Raw genomic sequence first — 16,941 nt, 5'->3', positions numbered from 1 at the left:
ATTTTTGCTCTAAGGTCGGTTGTGTGCGGCTGATATGCAATCTTTCTTGTCGGGAAAGGCAGTATGCTGCCGCATACTGACCTTTTTCTGTTATCAAAAGTTGTACTTGCTATGCGAATCTGCGGGCTTCTTAATCTGTATCCGGCAATATTTCCAACTATGCCGCTTGTTTTTCCCCTGCAGCTTTTCTTTCTTACCTGCATTTTTGACGCTGCTTGCACATTATTATTTTACAGACTTCAAGATTGCGGCCGGCTTTTTCGATTTTGTCGGCAACCTGCTGATTGAGCGCGTTTTTTTAGGCGATTTGGCGGCGATTTCATATTACACTGCTTCAACCGGGATGACACCGTTAAGCCAGAATGCCTGTGTTTTTTTCCAAGGAAGCAGTGTTCACGGAAACTGCAGACGCCAAATCCGGTATCGGCAACAATAATCGTCTTGCGTGCATACCGTTTCCGCCATATCTGTGTTCAGGCAACACTATCTGCCTTGTCTGACAACTTTACGATTTTACGATGGCAATTTCGACATTCCGAGACATATGTTTTTTGTCTGAATGTATATGCAAACAGGCCGTCTGAAAAGAATTTTTCCCGATTCAGACGGCCTGCCTGTATTCTATTGCGTTTAACCCAAGCCCACCATTTCAATCTGCTCCATGCTGCGGCCTAAGAAACGCTCGCCGATGGTACGGAAACGCAGCGGAATGTCGCTGACGTAAAAGCGGTAATCCGGCGCAGGATTGTCGGTATTGAGCAAACCCGTTTCAGCCAAGGCTTGGGCGGTGACTTCGGCCGTGGTGATGGCGGAATCGACCAAGGTCACATTCGGCGCTTCTTGGCGGATAAGCGGTTTGAGCAGCGGGAAATGCGTGCAACCCAACACCAGCGTGTCGATGTCGTCCACCAGCAAAGGCTTCAAATACTCGCGCACGGTCAGGCGGGTGACTTCATGGTCAAGCCAGCCTTCTTCCACCAGCGACACCAGCAGGGGCGATGCCTGCGTACGCACCAAAGTATCAGCATTTTGCGCGTGAATGGCGCGGGCGTAGGCGTTGCTGTTGACCGTGGTATTGGTGGCAATGATGCCGATTTTATTGTTGCGCGTGGTGGCCAACGCAGCTTCCGCACCGGCGGAAATGACGTCCAACACGGACATATTGCCGGCTTTTTGGCGGATTTTCGTGCCGGCGGTCGCAGCAATGGTGTTACAGGCAATGACCAAGGCTTTGACATCGTGTTCCAACAAGAAGTCAACGATTTGTAGGGAAAAGGTTTCGATGGTGGCTCTGGATTTGGTACCGTAAGGCACACGGGCGGTGTCGCCGAAATAGATGATGTTTTCCATCGGCAGCCGCTCCATCAACGCACGGACATTGGTCAGGCCGCCGACGCCGGAATCAAATACGCCGATGGGGCGTTGTTTGCTGATACTCATGATTGGTATGGGATAAGAGTCGATATGGTGGTCATTGTACACGCTTTCAGACGACATTTTAACAACCGCTTGTACTGATAACCCCCATGCCCGCGCCAAGCATGCGCGCAGGCCGTCTGAAACAATAAACAGAGGCAGGTGGGCAATTCATCGCTTTCAAAGCCGGGTTTTATGCCAACTTTATCTAAATTTATCATTCATAAGGTTTGCAAATGAGCGAGATTCCATCATAATTTAAACTTTAATCACAATCACAAGGCCGATTTCATGACTGATGGTGCCGGCATTAGCCGTTTTTTAGCCGACGAAGCAGCGACTTTGGCACTGGGCGCAAGCTGGGCAAAATCGCTGAATGCACCATTGGTGGTTTATCTGCAAGGCAGTTTGGGCACAGGGAAAACCACGTTTACACGCGGTTTGTTACACGGTCTGGGGCATCAGGGCGCGGTGAAAAGCCCGACTTATGCCATCGTCGAATCTTACCCGCTCGCCGTTTTTACGCTGCACCATTTCGACCTCTACCGCTTCAGCACGCCTGAAGAATGGGAAGACGCGGGTCTGGACGATTTATTCGACGGCCAAAGCGTCTGCCTCATCGAATGGCCGCAGCAAGGCGGCAGCTTCACGCCTGCTGCAGACATCACCCTTTCATTGGATCACGCAGGACACGGCAGAACCTTTACGGTCACTGCCCACACAGCCCAAGGCCGAAAAAGTTTGGAAGCATGGTTAAACTGACACGACGACAAATGGTCCGCCAAGCGGCGGGTTTGTTTTTTACACTGACGCCGATTTCCGCCGCACAGGGCAAATCCGGCAAGGCCGCCCACTTTGTGGCCGCCCGGATTTGGCCGGCACACTCCTACACACGCGTCACGCTTGAAGCATCTTCGGTATTGCGGTTCCAGCATTTTCTGCTCGACCACCCCAACCGGCTGGTTGTCGATATTCAAAATGCCAACATCAATACCGTTTTGCAAAGCATTTCCAAAAAAGTCTTGGCCGACGACCCGTTTATACGCAGCATCCGCGTGGGGCAAAACACGCCGACGACCGTGCGTATCGTGATTGATTTGAAACAAAGCGTCCATCCGCAGGTATTCGCGCTGACTCCGGTCGGCGGTTTCAAACACCGCTTGGTGATGGATCTTTATCCGCACGGGGTGGATGTCAACGACCCGATGATGGCCTTGCTCAACGGCAACCCGACTTCGGGTGCATTGCAACCGTCGCGCACGACCCGAAACCCGCCGCCATCCGGCAGTAAAGACCGCCGTCCGGTTATCGTCATCGATCCCGGCCACGGCGGCGAAGATCCCGGCGCCATCAGTAAAGGCGGTTTGCAAGAGAAAAATATCGTACTCTCCATCTCGCGTGAAGCCAAAAAACGGCTGGAAACCTTGGGCTATACCGTTTACATGACGCGCAACGAAGACGTGTTCATCCCATTAAGCGTCCGTGTCGCCAAAGCGCGCGCGCGCAAAGCCGATATTTTCGTGTCGATACACGCCGACTCATTTACCAATCCGACCGCCCGCGGCACCGGCGTGTATATCCTGAATCCGCGCGGTGCCAGCAGCGCGGCGGCCAAATTCTTGGCGCAAACGCAAAACAACGCCGATGCCATCGGCGGTGTGCGCGCCAGCGGCAACCGCGTTGTGGACAATACCATTCTCGACATGGCGCAAACCGCCACCATGCGTGACAGCCGCAAACTCGGCCAATCGGTGTTGAACGAACTGGGTAAGCTCAACCACCTGCATAAAGGCCGCGTAGACGAAGCCAACTTTGCCGTCTTACGCGCCCCCGACATTCCGTCGATTTTGGTGGAGACTGCCTTTCTTTCCAACCCGGTTGAAGAAAAGCTGTTGGGCGATTCATCCTTCCGCATCCGCTGCGCCCAAGCGATTGCCAACGGCGTGCAAAAATACATCAATTCCGCCGTCTTACGCCGTTAAAGCAAAAGCAAAGGCCGTCTGAAAACGTTCAGACGGCCTTTGCACCATTCGTCAATCCAAAATCTTCTTACCCAAAATCACAATATCCGCCAAGCGCGTTTCCAAATCGCACACCTGCGGCAAACGCCCCCATTCTTCGAAACCAAACGAGCGGAATAGGCGGATACTGGCATGGTTGTGTCCGAAAACCACCGCCAACACATTGCAGATCCCCAATGACGGCGCCCGCTCCAGCATATGGCGCAACAACACTTTGCCCACACCGGCACCGCGCACATCCTGACGCACATACACGCTGATTTCCGCGCTGATGTGATAGGCTTGGCGCGGATAATAATCACTGAAGCTGCCCCACGCCGCGATCTCATTGCGCGCATCACGCAACACCAGCAAAGGCCGTTTGCCGCCATGTGTCTCAAACCACGCCTGCCGCTCCGCTACCGTGACCGGCTGCAAATCCGCCGTCGACTGGCGCGACCCGATCGTGCTGTTGTAAATGGCGACAATGGCAGGCAAATCGTCCTGCACCGCTTCGGCAACCACATATTGCATTTCAGACGGCCTTTACTGAATCAGTTTCGATACGGTTTTAAACGCCGGATGTTTCGCATCACCCAATAATTGGAACAACACGCTTTCACTGTTGCTTACAACCGCACCAGCATCGCGCATTTGCTGCAAAGCATTATCTTTGTTGGCCAGGTTGCGCGAAGTGGTGCAATCAAACGGCACATACACACCCAAGCCTTTCGCACGTAAATCCAACACTGTTTGCAGCATACACACATGCGTTTCGGCACCGAGCAAAATCACGTTTTCAATTTTCTTATCGGCCAAAACGGCTTCCACTTCGGTAATCACTGCCGAAAAACGTGTTTTTTCAAATACAGCCGTATCATCGCCCAACAAAAGCTGCACCGCCGGCACGGTTTTGCCCAAGCCCTTCGGATACTGCTCCGTCGCCACGAGCGGCACATCCAACTCCTGCAAGCCCTGAATCACCACACGGCTGCGTCCGACCATCTCCTCCGCATCATGCAAAACGGGCAGCAACCGCTCCTGAATATCGACCACGATACATAACGTATTTTCCGGTTTCATGATTTTCTCCTTTTCAGACGGCATAGACAGGGAATTTATTCTACACCAGCCACACGCTTCGCATCATAAAAATCTCAAGACAAATGTAATGAATCTGCCTTTTTTGATAAAAAAAGCACCATCCATTCAAATGAAAACATAACAAGCCCCCGGATCCGGCATTCCTGTATGCCGTTCAGAATGCGTACTGCCAACAGCGCTATTTGTCCATTGCATCGTGATTAGCCGGATCACACAGGCCAAGCATTTTGATGCATTTATTACATCACACCCCCAAATACCCTTCCCGACTGCCCAACCATCGATCCAAATGCGACTGCACAATATCCGGCCATTCGGCAATCAGTTGCGGCGCGATTTCCCGTGCTTTTTCCAACAGGTGCAAATCTTCTTCCAAATTGGCAAAACGCAGCATCGGCACGCCGCTTTGCCGTGCGCCTAAAAATTCGCCGGGGCCGCGGATATTGAGGTCTTGGCGGGCAATCTCAAAGCCGTCGGTGTGTTCGTAAATCACTTTCAGACGGGCTTTGGCCGGTTCACTCAAAGGTTCGGCAAACAGCAGCACACATGCGCTGGCGGCGCCGCCGCGTCCGACACGGCCGCGCAGCTGGTGCAGCTGCGCCAAACCCATGCGTTCGGCGTGTTCGATGACCATCAGGCTGGCGTTGGGCACATCGACACCGACTTCAATCACGGTGGTGGCCACCAACACGTTCAGATGGCCTGCGATAAATTCGGCCATCACTCCGGCTTTTTCGGCAGGTTTCATACGGCCGTGTACCAAGCCGATGTTGAGTTCGGGTAAGGCTGCCTGAAGCCCGGCAAGGGTATCGACAGCGGTTTGCAGTTGCAGCGTTTCACTCTCTTCAATCAACGGACACACCCAATAAGCCTGTTGTCCTTTTTGGCAGGTGCCCAACACCAGCCCTTCGACTTCGGCTCGGCGCACGCTGTTGGCCAGCCGCGTTTTAACCGGGGTGCGGTTGGGCGGCAATTCATCGATAACTGACACGTCCAAATCGGCGAAAAAACTCATCGCCAGCGTGCGCGGAATCGGCGTGGCCGACATCATCAGCTGGTGCACATCGTTACCTTTGTTTTTCAAGGCCAAACGCTGCGCCACGCCGAAGCGGTGTTGCTCATCGACAATCACCAAGCCGAGATTTTGAAATTCGACACCGTCTTGAAACAGCGCGTGCGTGCCGACAGCGATTTGGGCAAGGCCGTCTGAAATGGCAGCTTTGTTGCTGTCTTTTTCTTTTTTGCGTTGGCTGCCGGAAAGCCACGCCACAGTCAAACCCAGCGGTTCAAACCATTGTTTGAACTTGATGAAGTGTTGTTCGGCCAAAATTTCGGTCGGCGCCATCACCGCCACTTGTGCGCCGGCTTCGATGGCGGTGAGCGCGGAAAGTGCGGCGACAATGGTTTTACCGCTGCCGACATCGCCTTGCAGCAAGCGATGCATGGGATAGGTTTGCGTTAAGTCTTGCTTGATTTCACCCACCACGCGCTGTTGGGCTTGGGTTAAGGCAAACGGCAGGGAATCAAGCAGCTTTTGCACCAAGCTGCCGTCGCCGTTTAAAGATGCCGCCGCGCCACTGACGCGCTTTTGCCGCGCCAAACGCATAGACAATTGCTGCGCCAACAATTCGTCAAATTTCAGCCGCTGCCAGGCGGGCAGGGTGCCGTCTGAAAGCTGGTGTATGGTGAAACTCGGCGGCGGCGAATGCAGCAGGCGCAGGCTTTCGGCCAAGTGCGGCAGTTTCAGACGGCCTAATAAATCATCAGGCAAGGTGTCATGAAGGGAAATGCTGCCTAAGGCCGTCTGAACAATGCGGCGCAGGGTCGGCTGGTTTAATCCGTTTACGGTCGGGTAAACCGGCGTGAGACTTTCGGCCAAACCGCTGCTTTCGGCATCGCGGATTTTCGGGTGTATCATTTCATCGCCGTAAAACCCGCGCTTGATTTCACCCACTGCCCGAATGCGTTTGCCCGCCGCCATCTGTTTTTGATGGCTGGCATAAAAATGGATAAAACGCAAATGCAGCACGCTGCCGGAATCGTCGGCAATCTGCACCACCAACTGTTTGCGCGGTTTGAAGGTGATTTCCTGATGAACCACCTCCCCTTCCACCTGACACGGCACCCCCACCGGCGCATCGGCAATCGGCATGATATGGGTTTCGTCTTCATAGCGCAAAGGCAGATGCAAAACTATATCCCACGTGGTATTTAAATGGAGTTTGTCCAGCTTTTTCGCGCTGGTGTCGGTAATGTTGAGCTGTTTTTGGGTTTCGGGTGTCATCATGGCGGTAAATATTCGAAACAATCGGGCTTTGCAGTATTGCGGTATTTTAGCTGAAAACGGGCCGTCTGAAAGTATGGGAATATTTTCAGACGGCCTCAATAGGCTGTTTTTGATACGGCACACGCGGATTACTTGGGGACCGATCAATATCGGTGTCGGGAAACATTGGGGTTAAACCGAACCGGCCCATCTCACTTGCATTTCAGGCCTAAATACGTTTATAGCCCGTTAACTTAAAAATGAGTACAAATTTTTCCCATGCCGTCCGAAACCCGAAATCCGCCATTCCCGCGCAGGCGGGAATCCGGTTCTGCCGGTACAGGAACTGTAAAAAATTACTGAAAACCCACGTTCCGGATTCCCGTCTACGCGGGAATGACGGATTTCGGATATTTCTGTGCCCGTTATTTAGTAAAACAGCTATAGACCGGCGTTCCAATAAAAAGGCCGTCTGAATTTCAGACGGCCTCTGCCTGATAATGCGGCTTAAAAACTGTAATTCACACGTGCGGTAAGGCCGCGCGGTGCGCCTGGCATATTGTTGCTGCGCCAGTATTTCTGGTTGAGCAGATTGTTGGCGGCCAGCGTAAAATTGAGATTTTTGTGATTCCAGCCTGCCAGCGCGTCTACCCGTGCAAAGCCCGGAATATTTTCCGCTTTGCCGCTGCGGTTGGTGTTGTAGCGTTTGCCGGTACCGGTAATGCCCAGTTCGCCGTAAAACCGTGGTGTCGGCGTGTAGCGTACAAACAGATTGCCGGTGATATTGCTGCTGTTGTTCAGGTGGCGGCCGACACGTTCGGGGCTTTGGGCATCTTCCACAACTTTGGCCTGCATGACACCCAATGAGCCGCGTACATACCATTTGGGCGCAATTTTCCCGAGTACGCTCCATTCCAAACCGCGTGAACGGTGTTTGCCGCTGACGGCCCATGTATAGGGATTATTTTGCGGATCAGGGCGGTAGCGGATATTGTAACGTTCGATTTGGTAGGCAGCCAGCGTGGTACTTAAACGGTTGTCAAACCATGCGCTTTTGATGCCGGCTTCGTATTGGCGGCTGAATTCCGGCGAGGTGTTGAACACATCTTCGGCACCGGTGCCGATACTTAGATAGCCGTTACCGCCGTAGGGTGTGAAACCCTTATTATAGGCGGCGTAAAGCGTGTGTTCGGACGTGAAATGCCATACTGCGCCGAAATTCGGGCTGAAGCTTCGGCCTTGGTACTTTCGGGTTTGATTGCTGATGTTGGTGGATGCAAAGCGGTATTGGTCGTAGCGGCCGCCGGCGACCAGTTTTATGTCAGGCGTGACGGAGAAAATATTTTGCACAAACAGGCCGGATGAATCGGCTTTGTGGCGGTTATGCGTGGCTATCGGCAGCAGGCGGCCGGAAGCAGGCCAAGTGCTGTGGTCGTGCGGATTGATGGAAACCATGTTACTGCGGAATGCCAATTTGGGTTCGCGCTCTTCGTGCGCGGCATCGAAGCCGATGGTTAAATGGTTGTCGAAGCGGCTGGTTTGGAAATGGCCGTTGAGCGTGAGATTGCTGGAAAGGGTTTTATTATCGGTTTGCTGCCATGCGTAATTGCGGCTCAACAGGCCGGTGCTGATATTGTAGCGGCCGTCGTAATAATGGTCGAAATTCTGCGAAGCCCGGCGGTGTGCCAACTGCCACTGCAGATGCCAATCGGGATTGAAACTGTATTCCAAGTTGGAACGCCACACTTGCAGCTTGTCTTTGACAAAATCATTCGGGTGGGCAAACCCCTGATCGCGTGAGATGCCCATTTTTTCATACTCGAAACGTGACGGGCTGCGGTCGGGTGTACGTTCTACATTGTCGTAAGTATATTGTCCCGTCCATTTTAGGCCGTTGTCGGTTTTGATGGTAATGCTCGGCGAAATCATTGCGTTTTTGGTGCCGATGCCGGAGCGGAATGAATTTGCTTTACCGACTTCGCTGCTCAAGCGGATGGCCACATTGTCGTTGAACGCTTGGTTGAGATCGAGATTCAGACTGCGGGCGGCATAGGAGCCGTAAGAGGCACCGATGGTGCGGTTGGTTTTAAAGTTGGCATATTTACTGACCATATTGATGACACCGCCGCCGTTGGTGCGTCCGTATAACACGGAAGACGGGCCTTTTAAGATTTCCACGCGCTCGATGTTGGCCGTACTGCGGCGCACTTGGCCGCTTTCGCGTACGCCGTCGCGGTAAATATCATTGGCATCGGCCTGAAAACCACGTAAAAACAAACTTTCGCCGCGCATATCATAGGCAGCATCAATCCCGGCATTGCCTTCGAGAATCGAACTCAAATCATTGGTGCCGTAGTTTTTGTTTTTTTGGATATTCAAAATATCAATGGTTTGCGGAATGTCTTTGGCAGGCTGGCGGTTGCGGCTGGCCGAAGCTTCTTCGTAATCAATGTAGCCTTTGAGAATATTTTGCTCCGATTGGCCTTCCACTTCCACGGTAGGCAAAACGGCGCTGTAGGTTTCTTCGGGTATATCGGCATAAACACCGGTGCTGAATGAGTAGGCAAGCAGCAGGAATAGACGGCATGGGCGCATGAAAATCTCCGTTTGAGCAAATTGGTCAAATCATTAAAGACAAGCGAATAATCGGATTTCCATTGTTTTTTTTTACGTTTGGGCAATATTCTTTCTTAAAACCGACCCTACGAGCATGACTTGAAAATTTCGCTATTATAGATTTTCATGTATTTTTAGTAAATAGAAATTATTATTATTTATTTTTAAGCAGATAAAAAGGCCGTCTGAAATTCAGACGGCCTTTTTATCAAGCACCTAAGGCTTAGATTAAGCGTTGCCTTCTTGCTGTTGTTGGTACATGGATTCAAAGTTGATTGGTGCCAGCAGTACCGGTGGAAAGCCGGCGCGGGTCACGGTTGAAGAAATCGCTTCGCGTGCGTATGGGAACAAGATGTTCGGACAAGCCACGCCCAGCAGCAATTGTACGTCTTCTTCCGGAATATTTTCCAAACGGAAAATGCCGCTTTGGGTCACTTCGTTCAGGAACATGGTTCGGTCTTCGTTCAGTTTGGCCGTCACGGTCACGGTCACATCCACAGCATAGATGCCGTCTTCCAATTTTTGGCTTGCGGTTGACACACGCATATCGACTTCAGGGTCGCCTTGTTCCAAGAAAATTTGTGGCGCGTTAGGCACTTCTAAAGACAAATCTTTAACGTACAAACGCTCAATGCTGAATACGGGTTGCAATTCTTCTGCCATTTTGTTTCCTATCTGTTTAGGGTTATGAGTTGAGTAATTCGATTAATCCGCCTTGCCGTTGCAGGCGGTATAAATCGGTAAAACCGCCAACACAGGTGTCGCCGATAAAGATTTGCGGAACACTGCGCCGTCCGCTCAATTGTTGCATTTCGGCAAAATCCGCCGGATTTTGATCAACGCGGATTTCTTTAATTTCAGTTACGCCCACAGCCGCCAAAAGCTTTTTTGCCATGGTGCAATACAGGCAAAACGCGCCAGTGTACATGGTTACAGGTTGCATGCGGCTCTTTCTCCTATACTTTTGGATACTATATGGGCATAAGGTGCATTTTACAAGTGGCTGCAAATGGATTGTGGATTCGGATAAGCAGTCGCGCTTACAAGGGGCCATATTTGGTATGAAAGGGTTCAGACGGCACGGCAATCTTTGCACATCCCCGGATTTTCGTTCTGTTCGAAGCTCCGCAAAAGCATAAGGTGCAAACATACCACTGCAAGGCTAAGCGCTCGGGAAATGCATTGTGGAGAAAAGGCGCCCAAAGATGAGGCGTATACAAAGTTGTCGGCCTATCTCATAGTAATGGCAGGCCGACAGCTTTTGAAGTATCATTACCAAGGCATGACAAAGCTACTTTTGCAATCTGTTTGTCCCACGCGGGCAGATTGCAAAAGTATTTTTTATATTATTGGAAATTCAATATGTTAGCAGGCATTCCGATTCCGAAGGACACTATTCGTCCACCCGAAACCGTTTTGGTCAACATCACGCCGCAGGAAACGCGTGTGGCGGTTTTGGAAGAAAACAACATTTGCGAGCTGCACATCGAGCGCAACACCGGCCACAGCTTGGTCGGTAACATTTATTTGGGCGTGGTGCGCCGCGTATTGCCGGGCATGCAGAGCGCATTTATCGACATTGGTTTGGAACGCGCGGCTTTTTTGCACATTGTCGATGTGCTGGAACAGCGCCGTAATCCGGAAGAAACACAGCGCATCGAGCATATGCTGTTTGAAGGACAAACCATTTTGGTGCAGGTCATCAAAGACCCGATTAACACCAAAGGCGCGCGCCTTTCTACCCAAATTTCGCTGGCCGGCCGTTTTCTGGTCCATCTGCCGCAGGAAGAACACATCGGCATTTCGCAACGCATTGAAGACGACACCGAGCGCAGCATCTTGCGCGAACGCCTGCTCAACCTGCTCCACGAAAGCGCATGTCACGGCTACATCATCCGCACCAATGCAGAAAACGCCACCGACGAGCAATTGCAGGCCGATATTCATTACCTGACCAAAGTGTGGGAACACATTCAGCACCAATCGAAAACGCAGCCGCCCGAAACCTTGCTCTATCAGGATTTATCGCTAAATTTGCGCGTGTTGCGCGATATGTTCAGCCTGGATACGCAAAAAATTCTGGTCGATTCCACCGAAAATTTCCACCGCATGAATGAGTTTGCGCAATTGTATGTGCAAGGCGCGGTGGACAAATTAGAATTGTTCAAAGGCGACCGCCCGCTGTTTGAAACCCACAACATCGAACAGGAAATCAGCCGCTCGCTGCAACCGCGCGTGAACCTGAATTTCGGCAGCTATCTGATTATCGAATCCACAGAAGCGATGACCACGATCGATGTTAACACCGGCGGCTTTGTCGGTGCGCGCAATTTTGACGAAACCATTTTCCGCACCAATCTCGAAGCCTGCCACACAATCGCCCGCGAGTTACGTCTGCGCAATTTGGGCGGCATCATCATCATTGATTTCATCGATATGGCGCTGGCCGCCCACCGCGATGCCGTATTGCAGGAACTGGCCAAAGCCTTAAGCTTCGACCGCACCCGCGTAACGCTCAACGGCTTTACCAGTTTAGGTTTGGTCGAACTCACGCGCAAACGCTCGCGCGAAAACCTCAACCAAATCTTGTGCGAACCCTGCCCTGCCTGCCAAGGCCGTGGCCGTCTGAAAACACCGCAAACTGTGTGTTACGAAATCCAGCGTGAAATCGTGCGCGAAGCCCGCCGTTTCGATGCTAAAGAATTCCGCATTCTTGCCGCGCCGAATGTGATTGATTTGTTCCTCGATGAAGAGTCGCAATCACTGGCGATGCTGATTGATTTCATCGGCAAACCAATTTCGCTGGCAGTAGAAACTGCCTACACACAGGAACAATATGATATTGTTTTAATTTAATATTTTCAATACCTAAATACCCAAAGGCTGTCTGAAAAGTTTTCGGACAGCCTTCATTTGATAACCGATTACTCTTCTTCCGGCAGTTTGGTGATTTTCACGCGTTCAATGCGTTGGCCTTCTTTTTCAATCACTTCAAAACGCCAGCCGTGGAAATCAGCACAATCGCCGACATTCGGCAGGTTTTCCAGCTCTTCCATAATCAGGCCGGCAACGGTGTGGTAATCTACCTCCTCACCTTGCGGCGGTAAGCCTAATTGCGGTGCCAAATCGACATATTCCAACGCGCCGTCCACTGTCAGACTTTCATCGGCATTTTCCTGCATCATCGGCTCTTCTTCACGTTCGAATTCTTCGGGGAACTCGCCGGCAATGGTTTCCAGGAAGTCCTTCATCGTGACCATGCCCAACACCGCGCCGAATTCATCGACCACCAAGGCATAATCGGCGCTGCTTTGGCGGAACAGTTCGATCGCATCCAATGCGGTGGTGGTTTCCGGCAAAATCAGCGGCTGACGTAAGGCCGCCTGAATATTTAATCCGCCGCCTTGCAGCAATTGAGCCAGCAAATCTTTTTTGTTGATGTAGCCCAAAGGTTCGTCAACACCGGCTTTACCCACCACCAGCAAACGGCTGTATGGCGTGTTTTGCAGTTGTTCGCGCTGCTCTTCTTTACTTTGTGAAATATCCAAACGCTCGATTTCGCGGCGCGGAATCATCACACCTTGAATCGGACGTTCTGCCAGCGTCAATACACTGCGAATCATGGATTTTTCGTTTTCTTCAAAATGGCCGTTATCTTCCGCTTCCGCACCATTATTGGCCAAAATCGTTTCGCGGATGCCCATCATACCCAATACATTTTCAGCCGTGCGTTTGCGCCATGAGCTGCTGATATAGTCGTTTTTGCGGCTGTTTTTCAGCGAAACTTGGTTAAACACTTCAATCAGAATTGAGAAACCGATGGCGGCGTACAGGTAGCCTTTAGGAATGTGGAAATCGAAGGCTTCTGCAATCAGGCTGAAACCGATCATCAACAGGAAGCCTAAACACAACATCACCACGGTCGGATGTTTGTCGACAAATCCGGTCAGTGGTTTGCTGGCGGTAATCATCACGGTCATGGCTACAATCACTGCCGCCATGGCGACCACGATGTGCTCCACCATGGCCACAGCGGTAATCACCGAGTCAATCGAGAATACGGCATCCAAAATCAGGATTTGCGCCACTACACCCCAGAAACAACTGTGTTTCTTTTGGCTGTCGGCGACGGCAAATTGGTTATGCCCCTCCAAGCGTTCGTGCAGCTCGGTAGTGGCTTTGTACAGCAGGAAAATACCACCGGCCAGCATAATCAAATCTTTGCCCGAAACCGCCATATCGCTAAAATAGAACCAAGGTGAAGTCAGGGTCATAATGTGCGCCATAAAGCCCAACATAATAACGCGGATACCCACGGCCAAACCAAGGCCGGTGATCCGTGCTTTATCGCGCAACGACGGTTTGACTTTATTGGCCAAAATTGCCACGAAAACAAGGTTGTCAATGCCCAAAACAATTTCGAGCACTAAAAGCGTTGCAAAGCCTATCCAAGTATGCGGGTCGGCTAACCAACTGAAATCCATGATTTTTCTATTCCTTTAAATGTGAAAAAGCAGCCCGACGAGTGTCACTCATCCGACTGCTTCAAATACGGTACATACACGAAGGACGTAATCTCGAACTATCCTGCTCTGCGTCTTTCATGGAATGTGTATGCCTCTATCAAAATGATGATTTGAATAGTTTATCAGTTTGAAACCACTGTGGTAAAGTTTTACCTAAAAATATTTTTTCAAACCATCCTGAACCTTTGGTATTTTTCAGACGGCCTCTGACCGTTGATTCAGATCTATGCCTATGCTTGTGTTCCGACAGGCACAACCACCATACGCGACAGCCTTTGTGCAAAGCCTTTGCTGTACCGGCGTGGGATATAACCGCTGATTTTACCGTTTTGCACGGCAGTTTCGTATACGCAAATCAACCGTTCTTCCGACAGGGTTTGTATGCTGCCGTCTGCTTGCAGCCTAGGCGATACTTTGCTGTAAAGCTTCCAAATCACGGGACTGCCATCAGGTAAAGGATAAGGAGCTTCAAAATGTGAGCTGCCTTCGTCACAACCGATGTGGTTGTCTTTGAAATCCTGCATTTGCGTATCGGTGAATTTTTGCGCACCGTAAAAACTGAAAATGCGGTCATGTCCGTATACGCTTTGGCGTACATACGCCCAAATATGGTCGCGCAGGAAAAATTGGTCGGCGAAATGTCGCGATTCTAAAGGCTGGTGCAAATAATTTTGGATTTTATTCGCCATATCGGGCACAGCCTGCCCTACTGCCCCCCATAATCCGGCCAAAATTAATTCGGTGTGCGTACCGGCATCGCGTATAGTGTGGAACAGCTTACCGCTCTCAATCCATTCCGCAACGGCTTGCGCTTCACGTTGTGAAATCACGGAATCAGCATCGCGGAAAATCACATAAGATGCGTCCGGATCATTAATGGCAAGAAACCGCCATAATGTACCCGGCCATTGGGCTTGCCCACTGCTGACCCGAACAATCTCGGCACCGTTTTGTGCCATGCGTTTACGTGCGGATTCCGGTACGCTGTCATCAACGTAAAAACGGCACATCCAGCCCGGATAGATTTCAGATGCCAATTCAGTGTTTAAAACCGCCGGTTCGATATAGGCCGAACTGCTACCGAACAATGAAAACGAGATAATTTTTTTACCGTCTGCTTTGGGTGTGACAGAAGGCAACTTGGGCGCAGCTTGTCCGGCTACTTTTTGATCACGCAACTGCAGGGCTTTTAAGCCATAAACGGCGGCATTGCCCCAGTCTTCCAAACCTCCGTAAGCATGGGATAAGGCATCGTAGGAATTGATATGTTCGGCATCACGCCGGATGGCCTTTTTGGCGTAAACAATGGCATCTTGAAACAAACCTGCTTTGACGGCGGCTGTTGCGGCATCGCTCAAAGGAGTTACGGATGCGGGAATAAGTTTATGCGCACGCATGGCTTCTACCGCCGCTTGGGCATAGTTTCCGGCCGCCATGTTTTTTTTGAATGCAACGGAAATGATGTCGAGCTGCTTTTGGATTTTTTGCAGTTGGAACGTGAGTTTCTTTTTCATAATGTGCAAATGTTTCAGACGGCCTTTGCGCATTCAAAGGCCGTCTGAAACATTCCGTATAGATTCAGATAATTGATTATACCCGAGTGCGGTTAGCTTCTGCCAATAATGCCAACAATTCTTCGGTATTGTCCCAACCAATGCAGGCATCGGTAATACTTTGGCCATAATTTTCCGGTTTATCCTGACGGCCTTCCATCAAATGGCTTTCAACCATCACGCCCATGATGCTGTTTTCACCATCACGTAATTGTTGCGCAACATCTTGCGCAACTTCCATTTGGCGTTTATAGTCTTTGCGGCTGTTGGCATGGCTGAAATCAATCATGACTTTAGGTGTCTGACCTGAGTTGGTTAATTGTTCTGCGGCGGCTTTAACATGTTCGTTACTGTAATTTGGCTCTTTACCGCCACGTAAAATCACATGACAATCCGGATTGCCAGCAGTATGCACAATGGCGGAATGACCGGTTTTCGTCACAGATAAAAAGTGATGCGGATGACTTGCCGCACCAATGGCATCAATGGCAATTTTCAAATTGCCGTCAGTCCCGTTTTTAAAACCTACCGGGCAAGACAACCCGCTGGATAATTCACGGTGGACCTGACTTTCGGTAGTACGCGCGCCAATTGCTCCCCATGAAATCAAGTCGGCATAATATTGCGGCGTAATCATATCAAGAAACTCGGTCGAAGCAGGCATCCCCATATCATTCAAGGTCAGCAACAAACTGCGTGCCTGACGCAGACCGTAGTTGATGTCGAACGTACCATTCAAATATGGATCGTTAATCAAGCCTTTCCAGCCGACAGTTGTACGCGGTTTTTCAAAATACACACGCATCACAATCAATAATTCTTGTTCATATTTTTTACGTAACGGCAGTAAACGCTCCGCGTATTCCAATGCCGCTTTAGTATCGTGAATCGAACAAGGCCCGATAATAACCAATAAGCGGTTGTCTTTACCATGTACTAAATCGGCAATTTCTTGACGGGTTTGATGAACCAATTCAGCGGCTTTTTCGCTAATCGGCAATTCGTATAAATGGGCAATCGGCGGTAATAGTTCGGTTACTGCTTTGATTCTCACATCATCTGTTTGGCGTGGCTGGTTCATTGCATTAAACCTTCTATCCTATTCTTTATTAAATGTGTATAGCTTACCTTTTTTACATGAATTAAACAAGCATTAAAATAAATTAATCGCAATTTTATTTCAAAATACTAATCTTTAACTCTAATTAATTATATTATTTTTTAATATTTATTATTATTTAAAATTTTATTCTAAAATTTTTATAATATTTTGGAATATTGGTTTACCGCGGCGATGATTATTTGCTTTTAGCTTCATCCCAAGGCCCTCTGAATATCTAAAAGGCTTGGTATTGTTTAATGAAGACCAGTCTTTCTTAAACAAACTGGCTTCTCAAGACTGGTCTGACCGCGACCCTAAAGCCAACCGCGATGCCTACCATGCGTTTGCACAATTGGTT

The 16,941-nt window shown here is 50.2% G+C and carries 13 protein-coding genes and 1 pseudogene; 4 read left to right on the top strand and 10 right to left on the bottom strand.

The annotated features are described in order from the left end of the window. Window positions 1-630: 630 nt before the first annotated feature. Window positions 631-1,440 (bottom strand): glutamate racemase, encoded by an 810-nt coding sequence (gene murI / locus C7N83_RS09055; protein ID WP_170064873.1) that lies wholly within the window; start codon window positions 1,438-1,440, stop codon window positions 631-633. Between the two features lie 267 nt (window positions 1,441-1,707). Between murI and tsaE the strand changes: the two genes are divergently transcribed. Together tsaE and C7N83_RS09045 are read left to right on the top strand one after the other, a co-directional pair. Continuing rightward, window positions 1,708-2,178 (top strand): tRNA (adenosine(37)-N6)-threonylcarbamoyltransferase complex ATPase subunit type 1 TsaE, encoded by a 471-nt coding sequence (gene tsaE, locus C7N83_RS09050; protein ID WP_106742151.1) that lies wholly within the window; start codon window positions 1,708-1,710, stop codon window positions 2,176-2,178. Then, window positions 2,166-3,398, top strand: coding sequence for an N-acetylmuramoyl-L-alanine amidase (locus C7N83_RS09045; RefSeq protein WP_106742150.1), 1,233 nt, complete (start codon window positions 2,166-2,168; stop codon window positions 3,396-3,398). The genes tsaE and C7N83_RS09045 overlap by 13 nt, the downstream gene beginning before the upstream one ends. 51 nt (window positions 3,399-3,449) lie before the next feature. Here C7N83_RS09045 and C7N83_RS09040 read toward each other — a convergent pair whose 3' ends face one another. The 6 genes from C7N83_RS09040 to grxC form a co-directional block, all read right to left on the bottom strand. Then, on the bottom strand, window positions 3,450-3,950 hold the full coding sequence (locus C7N83_RS09040) for a GNAT family N-acetyltransferase (protein WP_106742148.1): 501 nt from the start codon (window positions 3,948-3,950) through the stop codon (window positions 3,450-3,452). A 12-nt stretch (window positions 3,951-3,962) separates the two neighbouring features. Next, entirely contained in the window at window positions 3,963-4,499 is a 537-nt protein-coding gene (locus C7N83_RS09035) for an isochorismatase family protein (RefSeq protein WP_106742146.1), read from the bottom strand. A 265-nt stretch (window positions 4,500-4,764) separates the two neighbouring features. Further along, complete coding sequence (gene recG / locus C7N83_RS09030) at window positions 4,765-6,807, bottom strand: ATP-dependent DNA helicase RecG (protein ID WP_106742145.1); 2,043 nt, start codon at window positions 6,805-6,807, stop codon at window positions 4,765-4,767. 486 nt (window positions 6,808-7,293) lie between these two features. Beyond that, the gene (locus tag C7N83_RS09020; protein WP_106742141.1) at window positions 7,294-9,381 is read right to left on the bottom strand and encodes a TonB-dependent receptor; all 2,088 of its coding nucleotides are present in this window, start codon (window positions 9,379-9,381) and stop codon (window positions 7,294-7,296) included. 249 nt (window positions 9,382-9,630) lie between these two features. Next, entirely contained in the window at window positions 9,631-10,065 is a 435-nt protein-coding gene (gene secB / locus C7N83_RS09015; RefSeq protein ID WP_106742140.1) for a protein-export chaperone SecB, read from the bottom strand. 22 nt (window positions 10,066-10,087) lie between these two features. Next, the gene (gene grxC, locus C7N83_RS09010) at window positions 10,088-10,345 is read right to left on the bottom strand and encodes a glutaredoxin 3 (RefSeq protein ID WP_106742138.1); all 258 of its coding nucleotides are present in this window, start codon (window positions 10,343-10,345) and stop codon (window positions 10,088-10,090) included. Window positions 10,346-10,764: 419 nt separating this feature from the next. Between grxC and rng the strand changes: the two genes are divergently transcribed. Beyond that, complete coding sequence (gene rng / locus C7N83_RS09005) at window positions 10,765-12,258, top strand: ribonuclease G (protein ID WP_106742136.1); 1,494 nt, start codon at window positions 10,765-10,767, stop codon at window positions 12,256-12,258. 68 nt (window positions 12,259-12,326) lie between these two features. Here rng and C7N83_RS09000 read toward each other — a convergent pair whose 3' ends face one another. The 3 genes from C7N83_RS09000 to aroG form a co-directional block, all read right to left on the bottom strand. After that, entirely contained in the window at window positions 12,327-13,886 is a 1,560-nt protein-coding gene (locus C7N83_RS09000; RefSeq protein ID WP_106742134.1) for a TerC family protein, read from the bottom strand. A gap of 272 nt (window positions 13,887-14,158) precedes the next feature. Further along, complete coding sequence (locus tag C7N83_RS08995; RefSeq protein WP_106742133.1) at window positions 14,159-15,475, bottom strand: tetratricopeptide repeat protein; 1,317 nt, start codon at window positions 15,473-15,475, stop codon at window positions 14,159-14,161. Between the two features lie 43 nt (window positions 15,476-15,518). Next, window positions 15,519-16,562, bottom strand: a complete 1,044-nt coding sequence (aroG, locus tag C7N83_RS08990; protein WP_106742131.1) for a 3-deoxy-7-phosphoheptulonate synthase AroG — start codon at window positions 16,560-16,562, stop codon at window positions 15,519-15,521. Window positions 16,563-16,815: 253 nt separating this feature from the next. Here aroG and C7N83_RS08985 point away from each other — a divergent pair. After that, a pseudogene (locus tag C7N83_RS08985) lies at window positions 16,816-16,941 on the top strand (tetratricopeptide repeat protein); the annotation flags it as partial.

Source organism: Neisseria iguanae (genome assembly GCF_003013245.1).
In the GTDB taxonomy this organism is placed as follows: domain Bacteria; phylum Pseudomonadota; class Gammaproteobacteria; order Burkholderiales; family Neisseriaceae; genus Neisseria; species Neisseria iguanae.
The sequence above is the reverse complement of the archived record's forward strand: the minus strand, read 5'-3'. Positions and strand labels throughout refer to the sequence as shown.